Raw genomic sequence first — 13,976 nt, 5'->3', positions numbered from 1 at the left:
GCCAGCGGTCTTGTAGAGCCGAGCCCACGCTCGGCTGTCGCACGCAGCGCGGGCGCGTCTTCCCGATCAGAAAGCAGCCGAGCATGGGCTCGGCTCTACAGAAGTAGCGTGTCGACCCAGGTCGACACCTGCCCGGTAGTCGCCAACCTTGGTTGGCGCTCTCGCGGCTTCACCCCGCGCTGCCGCCCAACGCCTTGAACAGGGTGACGTCGTTATTCAGCTGCCCCTGGCGCACGCGCGCCAGCGACAGCTCGGCATCGCGCCGGGTCTGCTGCGCTTCCAGCCAGGTGCGCAGGTCGGTGGCGCCCACGCGGTAACGCACTTCCTGCGCGCGCTCCACTTCCACCGCTTCGTCGTACGAGGCCTGCGAGGCCGCCACCTGGCGTGCCAGCTGTTCGCGCGCGGACAACGCGTTGTCCACTTCCGAGAGCGCGGTGTACAGCGTCTTGCGGAAGTTTGTGGCGGCGATCTGATAGGCGGTGCCGGCGATATCCGTATCCAGCTGCGCGCGCTGCAGGTTGAGGAACGGCAGCGACAGGCCCGCGCCGAGCGTGGCCACCGGGTTGCGCAGCACATCACCCAGCGAGGTTGCACTGGAGCCGAGGCTGCCGGTCAGGCTCAACGCGGGGTAGTACTGGGTGGCGGTCACCTTGATGGTCTTCAGGCTGTTGCGCAGGCGAAGTTCGGCCGCGCGCAGGTCGGGACGGCGGCCGAGCAGGTCGGCCGGCAGGCCTTCGCTGATGCCCGGGCTGTGTGCGCCCAGCAGGTCCTGCGGCTCGTCCTGCTGCGGCCACGGCGTGCCGTCCAGCAGCACGGTCAGCGCATTGCGCACCTCCACCCGCTGCTGTTCCAGCGCGCTCTGCGAGGACCGCTGCGACTGCAGGTTCTGCAGTGCCTGGCGCACTTCCAGGCGCGACACAGCACCGGCATCGAAGCGCGCCTGCACCAGTTCGCGGGTGCGTTCGAGCCGCTCCAGGTTGGCCTGCCCGGTGGCGATCGACTGGTTGAGATAGGCCAGGTTCCAGTACTGGGTGATGGTGTCGCTGATCACCAGCAGCGCGGTGTTCTGCCGGTCTTCCTCGCTGGCCTGGGCTTCCCAGCGGGCGATGTCGCGCTGGGTGCGCAGGCGGCCCCACAGATCGACCTCCCAGCCCAGCGAGACGCCAGTGGAATAACTGCGGCGCCAGTCGTCGGCTTGGTCGGTGGCGCGGCTGGCATTACCGCTTACGCCGGACGAAGAAGGCTGCGGCCACAGCGCGTTGCTGGCCAGCCCGGCCTGCAGGCGTGAGCGTTGCACGGCCAGGCCGGCGGCGGCAAGGTCGCTGTTGGCGGCCAGCGCGCGGGCCACCAGACGGTCCAGCCGCTCATCGCCGAAGCCGGTCCACCAGGTGTCCTGGCGGATGTCGCGGCCGGGGGTATCCAGGCTGCTGCGCGGGTCGTCGGCCGGTGCATTGAGCGTGGCATCGCCACGCCCGTAGCTGGCCGCCACGTCGGGGTCCTGCACCGGATAGCGACCCACCGAGGCACACGCGGACAGGGCGAGCAGGACAGCGCCGGCCAGCAGCAGGCGCGAGGGAGCGGGGAAGGGCAGTCGGGTCATCATCGTCATTCGCGGGCCAGGGCCTCGACCGGGTCGAGCTGCGCGGCATTGCGCGCGGGCAGGAAGCCGAACGCCACGCCGATCAGGGTCGAGCAGGCGAACGCGGCAACAATCGAAGCGGTGGAGAACAGCACCTGGAAGTCACTGGCGAAGCGGCCGATCATCGAGCCCAGCAGCAAGGCCAGGCCGATGCCGAGTACGCCACCGAGCAGGCACACCAGTACCGCTTCGATCAGGAACTGCTGGCGGATGTCACTCTGCCGTGCGCCCACGGCCATGCGCACGCCGATCTCGCGCGTTCGCTCGGTCACCGACACCAGCATGATGTTCATCACGCCGATGCCGCCGACCAGCAGCGCGATGGCGGCAATGGCGCCGATCAGCAGGGTCATCGTGCGCGTGGTCTGTTCGATGGTCTCGCGGATCTCGGCGCTGTTGCTGAGGAAGAAATCCTCGGTGCCGTGGCGCAGGGTCAGCAGGCGGGTGATCGCTTCCTGTGCGGCATCCATCGGCGTGCTGTCGTCCACGCGTACGGTGATGCTGGAGACGTGGCTCTGGCCGAGCATGCGCGACATCACCGTGGTGTAGGGCACCCATACGCTGAGGCTGGTGCTGCCACCGAAGCCGAAGCTCTGCCGCTTGGCCACGCCGACCACGCGTGCCGGCACGTTGCCGAGCAGGATCACCTGGCCGATCGGATCGACATCGGGGAAGAACTGGGTCTGGGTGTTCTCATCGATCACCGCCACCTGGCCCAGGCCCTTCACCGCATCGGCATCGAAGAAGCTGCCGCTGAGCAGGTTCACGCCCTTGACCCGGAAGAACTGCTCGCCGACACCGCTGACCTGCGCGGTGGACGACTGGTTGCGGTAGCGCGCGGTGACCGAACTGGACACGCTGGGCGTGGCGCTGTCCACATAACTCTGCCGGGACAGGGCATCGGCATCGCTGGCCTTGAGGGTCTGCACGCGGGCCGAGCGCATGTCGCCGAAGCCGCGGCCGGGATAGACGTCGATGGTGTTGGTGCCCAGCGCACTGATGTTCTGCAGGATCTGCTGCTGCGAGCCGTTGCCCAGCGCCACCACCGAGACCACCGAGGCAATGCCGATGATGATGCCGAGCATGGTCAGGAAGGTGCGCAGCCGATGCGCGTTCATCGCCAGCAGGGCCATGCGGAACGCTTCGGTGAAACGATCCCGGGCCGCCCGCCAGCTGTTGCCGTGGGCAACGCCGGTGCTGGCTTCGCGCTGCGCACGGTAGGTCGGTGCCTCCGGGTTGGCGCGGTCGGCGATGATCTCGCCATCACGGATCTCGATGATGCGCTGCGCGTGCTGGGCCACGCTCATGTCGTGGGTGACGATGATGATGGTGTGGCCTTCGGCATGCAGCTCCCCGAGGATCGCCATCACTTCTTCGCCGGATTTCGTGTCCAGCGCGCCGGTCGGTTCGTCGGCCAGGATCACCTCGCCGCCGTTCATCAGCGCACGCGCGATCGATACGCGCTGCTGCTGGCCGCCGGACAACTGGCCCGGCTTGTGGTGCATGCGATCACCCAGGCCCAGCCGCTGCAGCAGCTGTTCGGCGCGCGCGTTGCGCACCGGGCCGGGGCTGCCGGCATACACCGCGGGGACTTCCACGTTGCCACGCGCGTCCAGGTCACCCAGCAGGTGGTAGCGCTGGAAGATGAAGCCGAAATGCTCGCGGCGCAGTTCGGCCAGTTCGTCCGGCTCCATCCTGCCGGTTTCGCGCCCGGCCACCTGGTAGCTGCCGCGGGTAGGGCGGTCGAGGCAGCCGAGAATGTTCATCAGCGTCGACTTGCCCGAGCCGGACTGGCCGACGATCGCCACCATCTCGCCGGCGTGGATATCCAGGTTGACGTCACGCAGTACGGCGATGACGTCATCGCCAGCCGGGAATTCGCGTCGCAGGTCGCGCAGGCGCAGCAGCGGCGCCGTCGTGCTCATCGGCGCGGACCCATGCCCGGGCCGCCGACCCGCATCTGCATGCCGCCACGGCTGCCGCCACCGGCCGCAGCCGCATTGGCCTCGCCGACCACCACGCGCTCGCCTTCCTTCAGCCCGGACAGGATTTCTGCCGAGGCGCCGTTGTTGATGCCGACCGTCACCTTGCGCGGCTGCGGCTGGCCCTTGTCATCCAGCACCCGCACCATGCGCTCATCGCCACGGCGCTTCGGCCCCAGCGCTACCGCCGGCACCATCAGCACGTTCTTGGCCTGCTTGAGCAGTACCGAGACCTGCGCGGTCATGTCGATGCGCAGCGTGCCGTCCGGGTTTTCCACGTCGAACAGCGCGTTGTAGTAGACCGCGCTGCTGGAACTGGAGCTGGACGAACTGCTGGAACTGGAGGAGTTCTCGTTGGCGATCGAGGCCGGCGCCGGATTGATCTGGCGCAGGGTGGCGTGGTACTTGCGGTCCGGGTCACCCAGGGTGGTGAAGTACACCGGCATGCCGGCCTTGATCTTGACCACGTCGGCCTCGGAGATCTCGGCATTGACGGTGACGACGTCCAGCCGCGCCAGCATCACGATGGTGGGCGCGGTCTGGTTGGCGTTCACGGTGCGGCCTTCCTCGGCCACCACCGCCACCACGGTGCCATCCATCGGCGCGGTGATGCGGGTGTAGGCCAGGTTGGCGCGGGCGGTGCCCAGTTCGGTCTGGCGACCCTTGATCTGCGCCTCGTAGGACTGCAACTGGGCGCGGGCGGTCTTCAGCTGGGCCTCGGCGGCATCATATTCCTGGCGCGAGGTGGCTTCGGCGGCCAGCATCTGCTGCTGGCGCGCGAACTCCAGTTCGGCCTGGCGCAGGGTGGCCTGCTGCACGGCGCGCTGGGCGGTGACCTGGTCCAGCGAGGCCTGCGCGTTGAGCACTTGGTTCTGCTGGGTGGTGGCGTCGATCTCGGCGATCAGGTCGCCTTCCTTCACCGTGTCGCCCAGCTGCACCTTCAGCGACTTGATCTGACCCGAGGCCTGCGCACCCACGCTGACCAGCTTGTAGGCGTCGATCACGCCGGTGGCATCCACGGTCTGTTCGATGTCGCCGCGGCTGACCGGGGTGGTCGCCACGGCCGGGGCGGCGGGCTTGCGAAGCAGCCACCAGGCGGCCACGGCAACGATCAGGGCAAGCAGGGCGATCAGTATCAGGCGACCCCGGCGGGTCGCGGGCAACAGGCGGAACGTCACGTCGTGGCTTCACTCTCGGGCCGCGGTGGCGGCGTTGGTGGGCATTGTGAAGACCGGGCGATGGGCGGCTCAATCCTCGGGGTATGTCTCTATGTAACACTGTCGGTGAATACGCGTAACCACAGGTATCCCGCCCCCGGCTGGATACACTGGTACGCATTGCCCCGGATGCGGTTCAGCTGCCGACACGGGATGATCGCGCCATGGAGACTGAAAACACGATGCATCGACTGCTGATCGTCGACGACGACAACGACATCCGCACCCTGTTGGCCGAGCAGCTCGGCCGTGCCGGTTACCAGGTGAGCACCGCCGCCGATGGCACTGCCATGCGCCAGCTGCTGGACCGCGAGCACGTGGACCTGATCGTGCTCGACCTCAACCTGCCGCGCGAGGATGGCCTGACCCTGTGCCGCGACCTGCGCGCACGATCGAACACGCCGGTGATCATGCTGACCGCGCGCGCCGAGCCGATCGACCGCGTGCTGGGCCTGGAAATGGGCGCCGACGACTATCTGGCCAAGCCGTTCGAACCGCGCGAGCTGCTGGCGCGCATCCGCAACGTGCTGCGCCGGACCGAGGCGCTGCCGGCCAATCTCGAGCCCCTGGCGGTGCGCCGCGCGCGCTTCTCGCGCTGGGTGTTCGATCTGGAGCATCGCCACCTGGTGGACCCGGACGATCGCGTGGTGGTGCTGTCCGGCGCCGAATTCCGCCTGCTGCGGGTGTTCATCGCGCATGCCAACAAGGTGCTGTCGCGCGAGCAGCTGGTCGCGCTCAGCAGTGGCCGCAACTATGAGGCGCAGGACCGCGCGATCGATCTGCAGGTCAGCCGCCTGCGCAACAAGCTGGGCGATGATGGTGGCCCGGATGGCCTGATCAAGACCGTGCGCAACGAAGGCTACGTACTGGCCTCCTCGGTGAACCTGGAATAAGCCGCCATGAAGCGCCTGCGCCATTTCCTGTCCTCGATGGTCGGGCGGTTGTTCGTCATCCTGCTGCTGGGCATGAGCGTGGCTGCGATCGGCGCGACCATGCTGGCTACGTCCAAACGCCAGCAGGAGTTCGAGCGGCAGAACCTGAACCGCATTGCCGACCGCCTGCAGGGCTACGTCAACCTGCTCGATGGCAATCCCGAACTGCGTGAGCGCCTGCTTGAGGTCGGTGGGCCCAGCGTGCGTGCGCTGCAGCCCGGCGCGCGCCTGGGGCGGGCGGATACCGCACTGATGGAAGTCCTGGATGACCGGCCCGGCCCGGTGTCGCGCGCGCACGTGCACTTCACTTCGTTCCGTTCCTGCATTCCCAAGCTGCAGGATCTGCTGCCGCCGCCTCCGCCCGGGCACCGGCGGCATCCGCGTGAGCGCGATCCGGCCTTCATTCCGCCCAAGTGCCGCGCGGTCGACGTGACGCTCAACGACGGTACGCTGCTGAAGCTGGCGCTGGATTCGCCGGCGGTGGCCCACAACGGCATTCTGGCCGTGGACCCGTGGTTCCTGACCCTGCTGGTGCTGGCCATCGCCGTGCTGGCCTACATCGTCGCGCGCATGGCCAGCGCGCCGCTGCAGGAGCTGGCGGCCGCCGCCGAGGATCTCGGCGACGATCTGCAGCGCGATCCACTGCCATTGCGCGGACCGCGCGAGGTGCAGCGCGCCGCCGAGGCCTTCAATGCCATGCAGCACCGCCTGCAGCGGCACCTGGCCGAACGCACGCAGATGCTGGCGGCGATTACCCACGACCTGCAGACCCCGTTGACCCGCCTGCGCCTGCGCCTGGAGAACGTCAGCGACGAGGTGCTGCGCGAACGCCTGATCGGCGATCTGGCGGCGATGCAGGCACTGGTGCGCGAAGGCCTGGAGCTGGCCCGCAGCGCAGAGAGCGCCGAGCAGCGCGCCGCGCTGGATCTGGATTCGTTACTGGAAAGCATCGTGGAAGACGCCGCCGAGGGCGGTGCCGACGTGGTCTTCGAAGGTGGCACCGGTGCGGTGCTGATGCTGCGCCCGCTGGCCATGCACCGGCTGTTCTCCAACCTGGTGGACAACGCCGTGATGTATGCCCACCGCGTGCGCGTGCGGGTGGAGCGCAGCGGCGGCGCGATCACGGCGATGGTGTCCGACGATGGCCCGGGCCTGGCCGAGGATCAGCTGGAAGCCGTGTTCGATCCGTTCGTGCGGGTGGAGACCTCGCGTTCGCGCGAAACCGGCGGCGCCGGTCTGGGCTTGACCATCGCCCGCGCCCTGGCCGAAAAGGATGGCGCGCGGCTGTGGCTGCGCAACCGCGCCGAAGGCGGGCTGGAGGCGGTAGTGCAGTGGCCGGCCAGTGCACAGGTGGTGCCGCCAGGCCGGGCCGGCTGAGCCTGCCGGCCGCACGGTGATGACGCCGGGGCCAGGGTTTGGCCTATCATCTGCGCATCTCCCCAGTTTCTCCCCGATGAGTCAGCCTGTTCCTGCCGGCACGCTGTTCCGCGTTGCCCGGTCGTTCCCGCTTGCTGCCATGCCCTGCAGCCGCCACCGGCCACTGCCGCCGAGCTGATGGGCAGGCCAGGGGACAACGGGTGCTGGGTGGAGCGCCGCGTTTCGAAAGCCAGGCAGGCGCTGCAGCGCGGCCTGCTGTGGCTGTTGCTTGTCCTGGCGCTGCCGCTGGCCGCGCAGGAGGGAGCACCGACCCTGCGCGACTACGCCATCGATGTGTGGACCTCGCGCAATGGCCTGCCGCACAACTCGCTGCGCGATATCGCGCAGACCCCCGAGGGGCATCTGTGGTTTGCCACCTGGGAAGGCCTGGTGCGCTACAACGGCCTGGATTTCACCGTGTTCGACCGCAGCACCCGCCCGGGGCTGCGCGACAACGGCATCGGCGCACTGCTGGTGGATCGGCAGGGTGGGCTGTGGATCAGTGATTCGCGCGGTAATGTCAGCCATCGCGGCAACGACGGCCAGTGGCGGGTCTGGGAGCATCAGGCCGACACCCCGCAGGTGCTGATCCAGTCCATGCAGATGGACAGCCAGGGGCGCCTGTGGTTGCTGTACGAAGGCAAGGGCATCGGCTATCTGACGCCGGACAAGGGCATCGTCTACCAGGCACCGGCGGCCGACCTGCCGATGGCGATGAGCTTCACCAAGCTGGTGGTCGATGCGCAGGACCGGGTCTGGGTTGGCACGCTGGACGGGCTGGTGCTGCGCGACAACGACGGCGTGCTCAAGCGCGCACCCGCGGCGTGGGGCCTGGGTGCCGGCACGGGCCTGTCATGGCCGTACCGGGCGCCGGATGGCGCGCTGTGGATCGTCGCCGGCGAGCGCCTGTACCGCGTGGAGGACGATCAGCTGGTGCTGGTGCACCGGCTGCCGGGACAGCTGCACATGACCTCGATGCTGCAGGACCGGCACGGCGACCTGTGGCTGGGAACCGAGAACCAGGGCCTGCTGCGGATCTCGGCGCATGGGCTGGAGCGGTTGCCGGCCGGCCTGAACCTGCCGGGCGGGCGCGTTGTCAGCCTGCGCGAGGATGCCGAAGGCAGCATCTGGGTGGGGGCCAACGGTGGCCTGTACCGCCTGCGAGAAACCCTGTTCAGCAGCTACACCGAGCGCGATGGTCTCAGTGGCGACTATGTGCGCACGGTGCTGGAGGACCGCGACCGCCAGTTGTGGGTCGGCAGCGCCAGTGGCCTGGATCTGCAGACCGCCGATGGCCGCTTCCGCGCAATGCCGCTGCACAACCGCGGCGGCAAGGCACCTTCGGTGCTCAGCCTGGCGCAGGGCCCGGACGGTGACCTGTGGGTCGGAACGTTTGGCGATGGTGTCTACCGTCTTGGCCGCGATGGCCGGCTGCGGCACAACTATGCCGCCGCCGATGGCATGCCGGGCGGCAACATCCGCGCGATCAGCGTGGACCCGCAGGGCGTGGTCTGGGCAGGCACGCAGAAGGGCGTAGTCCGCATCGACGGCGACCGCGTGCAGGTATCAAACGTTGTGGGCATGCCCAGTGGCCTGATCACCGCACTCGAGCATGATCACCAAGGCAATCTGTGGATCGGCACCATCGAGGGCATCCGCGTGCTGCGTGGCGACCACGTGCAGTCGATCGACCTGGCACCGATGGGCGGGGGCCGCAGTGTGTTCGGCTTCCATCAGCTGGGCGATGCGATGTGGGTCAGCAGCGACCGCGGCCTGTACCGCTGGCGCGACGGAAAACTGGCACGCGTCGGCCTGGAGCAGGGCATGCCGGTGGATGCAGTGTTCCAGCTGGTGCCGGACCGCCTGGGCAATGTGTGGATCAGCAGCAACCGTGGCGTGCTGCGTACCGACATGGCCACCCTCAACGCCGTGGCCGATGGCCGCGCACCGCGGGTAGTGGTGGAGCGCTACAACGAGATCGACGGCATGGCCAACGCACAGGCCAACGGCAGCTCCGGACCCTCGGCGATCCTGCGCCAGGACGGCACGTTCTGGGTGGTCACCGCCGGTGGACTGAGCACCGTCGACCCGCAGCGCCTGCAGCGTTTCCGTGAGCGTCCTTCACCGCCGGCAGCGATCGAGAGCGTGCAGGTGGATGGCGCCCCCGTGCATTGGGAGGGCCCGGATCGCAACTACATTCCCGGTGGCCGACGTCTGGCGGTGAGCTATGTGGGCCTGAGTTACCTGATGTCGGACCGGATCCGCTATCGCACGCGGCTCGATGGCCTGGACACCGGCTGGGTCGAGCGCGGCCCACAGCGCAGCGTCGAGTTCGTCGGCCTGCCTCCAGGTGACTACACCCTGCACGTGTCGGCGGCGCATCCGGGCGGGGCCTGGGGCCAGCAGGAAGCCGTGTGGAGCTTCACGGTGGAGCCGTTCTGGTGGCAGCGCCGCAGCGTGCAGGTGCTGGGCGGGCTGCTGCTGCTGGCCGGGCTGGTTGTGCTGTACCGCCTGCTGCTGCAGCAGCTGAAGGCCAGCAACCTGCGCCTGGCACGGCGCGTGGACGAGGCAACCTTCGACCTGCAGGCCAAGACCGTGCACCTGCAGGCACTGAACCAGGAAAAGACCGAGCTGGCCGAGCGCCTTGCACGGCAGGCCGAGGCTTTCGAGCGTCAGGCGCGCGAGGATGCGCTGACCGGGCTGGCCAATCGCCGTGCCTTCGACGAAACGCTGGCGCGCGATTTCGCCCGTTCACAGCGCAGCGGCCACCCGCTGTGCCTGGTGGTGCTGGACATCGACCACTTCAAGGACGTCAACGACCGGCACAGCCACAGCATTGGCGATGCTGTGCTGGTGCAGGTGGCAAGGCTGATCGCCGCGGCCTGCCGCGACTCGGACCTGCCCGCGCGTACCGGTGGCGAGGAGTTCGCGCTGCTGCTCAACGACACCCGCCTGGAAGAAGCCGCGCAGCTGTGCGCGCGCCTGCGTGGCCTGTTCCATGACCACCCCGACTGGGCCGGTGTAGCGGGCCTGCGCGTGACCTTCAGTGCAGGCCTGGTGGAACTGGATGCCGATGACCGCACCCCGGCGCTGCTGTACCAGCGCGCAGACCGCGCGCTGTACCGCGCCAAGAGCGACGGCCGCGATCGCACGAGCATCGGCTGAATTCATCCGCGCATGGCGTGGATCTGCCGCGCGACCCGCTGCTTCTGACTTCGTTTTTTCTGATCTTTCCGTGGCGCCCACCCTGCCCGGCCTCAACCGGGATGCCTCACCCCACCACGAGGGGCGCCGCCGTTGGCTGTCTTACCGCGGCCAGGCGTTGGCGATGGTGCAGAACAATCGCGCGGTCTGTTCGGTGTCATACACCGCGCTGTGCGCTTCGTTGGCATCCCAGCCCAGCCCGGCAGCCGTGGCGGCACGCGCCAGCACGGTCTGCCCGTAGGCGATGCCGGCCAGGGTGACGGTGTCGAACACGCTGAACGGATGGAACGGATTCCGCTTGTGGCCGGTCCGGGCCACCGCGGCGTTGACGAAGCCCAGGTCGAAATGCGCGTTGTGGCCGACCAGGATCGCGCGCTGGCAGCCGTACTTCTTCATCGCCGCGCGTACCGGGGTGAAGATGTGGTCCAGTGCGGCCTTCTCTTCCTTGGCCAGCCGGAACGGGTGGTCGAGGATGATGCCGGTCACTTCCAGCGACTTCGGGTCGATTTCCAGGCCCTCGGCTGGCACCACGTGAGCACTGGCGGTCTGGCCGGGGTAGAGCAGGCCGTTCTCGTCCATCTCGATCGGCACCGCGGCGATTTCCAGCAAGGCGTTGCGCTGGCTGTCGAAGCCGCCGGTTTCCACGTCCACCACTACCGGCAGGAAGCCGCGGAAGCGTTGTGACATCGCGCGCTGCGCCTGGGGGACTGCGGAATCGGAGGCGGCGGCAGGTGCGGGGGTGGGGTCATTCATCCGTGAATTCTAGCAGAGCGACCCTGAGCGCCCGGCCAGCCTTCGGTGCATGCGTTCCCTGCGCGGGCGTGTGTCGACCAAGGTCGACACCTACCGGGCCACCGCGCGCTCAGGATTCCGTTGGGTGCCAACCTTGGTTGGCACGGTGCGCGCCGACCAAGGTCGGCATCTACCGGACTGTCGGCCGCGCAGGCCTGGCCGAGGGAGACCAACGCGCCAACCACGCATCCACGCTCAGCTTGCCGGGGCCGGTGAACAGCAGTGGCAGCAGCATCGCCATGAACAGCACCGGCAGCTTGAAGCTGCCGTAGCCCTGGTCGCTGATCGCATACCCCATGGCCAGGTCGGCCAGCGAGTTCCACTCCATCGGCCAATGCACCGCATAGGTGGCCACCACTGTCAGCACCAGCAGGCTGGCGGCGGCAAATCGGGTGCCGAAGCCGAACAGCAGGCAAGCAGCGCCGACCAGCTCGAACCAGGTCGCCAGCTGCCAGTTCAGCGTTGCCGGCAACTGGTCGAACGGGAACGGGAAGGCATCCTGCAGGTCGGCAAACCAGTTCTGGCCGTGCAGCTTCTCACGGCCGGATTCGAAGTATTCCCAGGCCAGCAGCAGGCGCAGGCCGAGCGGGGCCAACCAGGGGGCGAGACGGTCCAGCTGGCCACGCGCGGTGGCCAGGGTCGGAAGCTTCATCGGTGGATCTCCGGGGGAAGGGGGTGTCAGCCGGGGGCCGGCAGTGGGCCGATCACGCCGGCCTGCAGGAACTGCTGCAGCAACGCGGCACCGGGTCCGGCCAAGGCGTCCTCGGCCAACCCATGCGCCGCGGCCAGCTGCTGCAGGTAGCTGCGGCCATCGAGGCCAGGGTGTTCGCCGATGCTGGACAGCAGGTACACCGCCAGCGGGCTGAGCGTGGCGAACCGCACCTCGCCGTCGGCATCGCGGCGCACAAGAAGGCCCGTCGGCTCGGCTGGTGGCTCGGTGGGTGCATCCTCGGCGCCGAGGCGGTGCACCGGCCACTGGTACAGCAACGGCCAGGCCAGTGGTGAGCGTTGCAGCGGCACCCGCAGCGGGTCGATGTCCGCCGCGACCGGCAGCGGCCCGGCGTCCAGCTGGTACAGCGCGGTTTCCACCCACTCGTAGTGGGCCAGCTCGGCCAGCGCCGGGTGTGGCAGCTGCGGCTGCGCATGCAGCCATTGCACGAATTCAACAGCCAGTTCGGTGAACAATGGCGTCTGGCAGCGATGCGTGGCGAAGTAGTGGCGGACCAGCGTGCTCCAGGCCGGTTCGCCGAGCAGGCGCACGCAGACCGGGAAGCCGTTGCTCAACAGGCCGAGCAGGTTGTTGAACAGCAGCCGCTGGTACACCGCGACGCGGCGCGGTTCCAGCCCGGCCGGTGCAGCCACCGCCTGTGGATCGCGCAGGTGTGCGGTGAACGCGTACTGCTGCGCTCGCAGCGTGTCGGGGGTATCAGCCATATGCAGCCTCCGCGTGCACGGCCTGCAGGCGGCGGATGGTCTGCAGTTCGCCGCGCAGCTCGGCGTAGGGCGGGAAATTGAAATCTCGCTCGAGCAGGGTGGGGCGAGCGCCGATGCGCGCATAGGTGCGCGCCAGCAGCGCCCAGACCGGGTCGATCACCGCACTGCCGTGGGTATCGATCTTCAGGTCCGGCGCTTCATCCAGGTGCCCGGCCACGTGCAGGCAGACGATGCGGTCTGCGGGCAGGCCAGCGATGAACGCGTCGGCGTCGTAACCATGGTTGCAGGCGTTGACGTAGACGTTGTTGACGTCCAGCAGCAGGTCGCAGTCGGCTTCGGCAAGCACGGCATTGGTGAAGGCCAGCTCGTCCATCGCCGGCTCCGGCGCCAGGTAGTAGGAGACGTTCTCCACCGCGATGCGGCGGGCCAGCAGGTCCTGCACCTGGGCGATGCGCGCGGCGGTATGGTGCACTGCTTCATCGGTGAACGGAATCGGCAGCAGGTCGTACAGGTGGCCGTCGTCGCTGCAGTAGCTCAGGTGTTCGCTGTACAGCGGCACGCGGTGTTTTTCCAGGAACTGACCGACCTGCTCCAACAGCTGCGTATCCAGTGGCGCACTGCCGCCCAGCGACAACGACAGGCCGTGGCAGCTCAGCGGATGGCGCTGCGCCAGCTCGGCCAGCGCGTCACCGGCGGGGCCGCCGACATGGATCCAGTTCTCCGGCGCGCATTCGAGGAAATCGAAATCGCCGGCCGGTGCATCGCGCAGCTCCTGCAGCAGCGCCCGGCGCAGCCCCAACCCTGCGGCCGCCGCACGAAGCGGCAACCGCGGGTTGACGACGCTGGCGCGGACGTCAGTGCTTGCCACCGCACTTGCCTTCGCCACACTTGCCTTCGGCCGCCTTCTTGTCGCCGGTCTTGGCCTTGGCGCCTGCTGCCGCACCGGCAGCCTTGCCCTTGTCGGCACCGCACTTGCCTTCGGCGGTCTTGCCGTCGGCACCACACTTGCCTTCGGCATGCTTGGTCGCGTCAGCGGCCATCTTGGTGTCGGCGGCCTTGGCGTCGGTACTGGCCTTGGCTGCCTGTCCGGCCACCAGGTAGCCCTGGGCGAGGTCGCTCATGCTCAGGGCCGAGGCACTGGCGGTCATGCCCAGGCCGGCGGCCAGGGCGGTAGCAGTCAGCAGGGACAGGGTCTTGTTGGAACTGCTCATCGGTCGTGCTCCTGGGTGGTGTGGGCGGGTGCCCGGGTGGCCGGCAGGGATGCCGGTGGAAACGATGGTGCAGCGATCCTACTCAACGAATCCTCGCCAAGAACTCAAATTTTCGTGAGGTTTGTTACAGAAGCATCCGGAAGGTCCGC

General features: G+C 68.4%; 11 protein-coding genes. 3 read left to right on the top strand and 8 right to left on the bottom strand.

Annotated elements, in window-relative coordinates; translation table 11 throughout:
- Positions 1 to 169: 169 nt before the first annotated feature.
- From ACZK0Z_RS15830 to ACZK0Z_RS15820, 3 genes are read right to left on the bottom strand one after another with little or no spacing between them, the layout of a single operon-like run.
- Positions 170 to 1,609, bottom strand: a complete 1,440-nt coding sequence (locus tag ACZK0Z_RS15830) for a TolC family protein (RefSeq protein ID WP_197620003.1) — start codon at positions 1,607 to 1,609, stop codon at positions 170 to 172.
- Positions 1,606 to 3,564, bottom strand: a complete 1,959-nt coding sequence (locus tag ACZK0Z_RS15825) for a MacB family efflux pump subunit (RefSeq protein ID WP_049430102.1) — start codon at positions 3,562 to 3,564, stop codon at positions 1,606 to 1,608. Before ACZK0Z_RS15825 ends, ACZK0Z_RS15830 begins: the two co-directional genes overlap by 4 nt.
- Entirely contained in the window at positions 3,561 to 4,799 is a 1,239-nt protein-coding gene (locus ACZK0Z_RS15820) for an efflux RND transporter periplasmic adaptor subunit (protein WP_049430101.1), read from the bottom strand. The genes ACZK0Z_RS15825 and ACZK0Z_RS15820 overlap by 4 nt, the downstream gene beginning before the upstream one ends.
- A 203-nt stretch (positions 4,800 to 5,002) precedes the next feature.
- On the opposite strand from ACZK0Z_RS15820, the gene ACZK0Z_RS15815 reads away from it, so the two are divergent.
- The 3 genes from ACZK0Z_RS15815 to ACZK0Z_RS15805 all read left to right on the top strand — a co-directional run bounded on the left by ACZK0Z_RS15815 (position 5,003) and on the right by ACZK0Z_RS15805 (position 10,351).
- Positions 5,003 to 5,731 (top strand): response regulator, encoded by a 729-nt coding sequence (locus ACZK0Z_RS15815; RefSeq protein ID WP_005408779.1) that lies wholly within the window; start codon positions 5,003 to 5,005, stop codon positions 5,729 to 5,731.
- 6 nt (positions 5,732 to 5,737) lie between these two features.
- The gene (locus ACZK0Z_RS15810) at positions 5,738 to 7,147 is read left to right on the top strand and encodes an ATP-binding protein (protein WP_049428723.1); all 1,410 of its coding nucleotides are present in this window, start codon (positions 5,738 to 5,740) and stop codon (positions 7,145 to 7,147) included.
- Between the two features lie 177 nt (positions 7,148 to 7,324).
- Positions 7,325 to 10,351 (top strand): ligand-binding sensor domain-containing diguanylate cyclase, encoded by a 3,027-nt coding sequence (locus ACZK0Z_RS15805; RefSeq protein WP_049428725.1) that lies wholly within the window; start codon positions 7,325 to 7,327, stop codon positions 10,349 to 10,351.
- Positions 10,352 to 10,492: 141 nt separating this feature from the next.
- On the opposite strand, the gene rnt is transcribed toward ACZK0Z_RS15805, so the two are convergent.
- From rnt to ACZK0Z_RS15780, 5 genes are all read right to left on the bottom strand, one after another.
- Positions 10,493 to 11,077, bottom strand: coding sequence for a ribonuclease T (gene rnt, locus ACZK0Z_RS15800; RefSeq protein ID WP_005408782.1), 585 nt, complete (start codon positions 11,075 to 11,077; stop codon positions 10,493 to 10,495).
- A gap of 235 nt (positions 11,078 to 11,312) precedes the next feature.
- On the bottom strand, positions 11,313 to 11,834 hold the full coding sequence (locus ACZK0Z_RS15795) for an HvfX family Cu-binding RiPP maturation protein (RefSeq protein ID WP_049428729.1): 522 nt from the start codon (positions 11,832 to 11,834) through the stop codon (positions 11,313 to 11,315).
- 26 nt (positions 11,835 to 11,860) lie between these two features.
- Positions 11,861 to 12,616 (bottom strand): HvfC family RiPP maturation protein, encoded by a 756-nt coding sequence (locus ACZK0Z_RS15790; protein ID WP_049428732.1) that lies wholly within the window; start codon positions 12,614 to 12,616, stop codon positions 11,861 to 11,863.
- Positions 12,609 to 13,484, bottom strand: a complete 876-nt coding sequence (locus tag ACZK0Z_RS15785; protein WP_049428734.1) for an HvfB family MNIO-type RiPP peptide maturase — start codon at positions 13,482 to 13,484, stop codon at positions 12,609 to 12,611. Before ACZK0Z_RS15785 ends, ACZK0Z_RS15790 begins: the two co-directional genes overlap by 8 nt.
- Positions 13,471 to 13,827, bottom strand: a complete 357-nt coding sequence (locus tag ACZK0Z_RS15780; RefSeq protein WP_049428737.1) for an HvfA family oxazolone/thioamide-modified RiPP metallophore — start codon at positions 13,825 to 13,827, stop codon at positions 13,471 to 13,473. Before ACZK0Z_RS15780 ends, ACZK0Z_RS15785 begins: the two co-directional genes overlap by 14 nt.
- Between the last annotated feature and the right edge of the window lie 149 nt (positions 13,828 to 13,976).

It is taken from the genome of Stenotrophomonas sp. 116085_Sma (assembly GCF_056479585.1).
The sequence above is the reverse complement of the archived record's forward strand: the minus strand, read 5'-3'. Positions and strand labels throughout refer to the sequence as shown.

Excerpts from the sequence above, each read along its gene's own strand:
- ACZK0Z_RS15815 (WP_005408779.1), top strand. The coding sequence starts at position 5,003 with ATGGAGACTGAAAACACGATGCATCGACTGCTGATCGTCGACGACGAC.
- ACZK0Z_RS15830 (WP_197620003.1), bottom strand. The coding sequence starts at position 1,609 with ATGACGATGATGACCCGACTGCCCTTCCCCGCTCCCTCGCGCCTGCTG.
- ACZK0Z_RS15805 (WP_049428725.1), top strand. The coding sequence starts at position 7,325 with ATGGGCAGGCCAGGGGACAACGGGTGCTGGGTGGAGCGCCGCGTTTCG.
- ACZK0Z_RS15810 (WP_049428723.1), top strand. The coding sequence starts at position 5,738 with ATGAAGCGCCTGCGCCATTTCCTGTCCTCGATGGTCGGGCGGTTGTTC.
- ACZK0Z_RS15825 (WP_049430102.1), bottom strand. The coding sequence starts at position 3,564 with ATGAGCACGACGGCGCCGCTGCTGCGCCTGCGCGACCTGCGACGCGAA.
- rnt (WP_005408782.1), bottom strand. The coding sequence starts at position 11,077 with ATGTCACAACGCTTCCGCGGCTTCCTGCCGGTAGTGGTGGACGTGGAA.
- ACZK0Z_RS15790 (WP_049428732.1), bottom strand. The coding sequence starts at position 12,616 with ATGGCTGATACCCCCGACACGCTGCGAGCGCAGCAGTACGCGTTCACC.
- ACZK0Z_RS15795 (WP_049428729.1), bottom strand. The coding sequence starts at position 11,834 with ATGAAGCTTCCGACCCTGGCCACCGCGCGTGGCCAGCTGGACCGTCTC.
- ACZK0Z_RS15780 (WP_049428737.1), bottom strand. The coding sequence starts at position 13,827 with ATGAGCAGTTCCAACAAGACCCTGTCCCTGCTGACTGCTACCGCCCTG.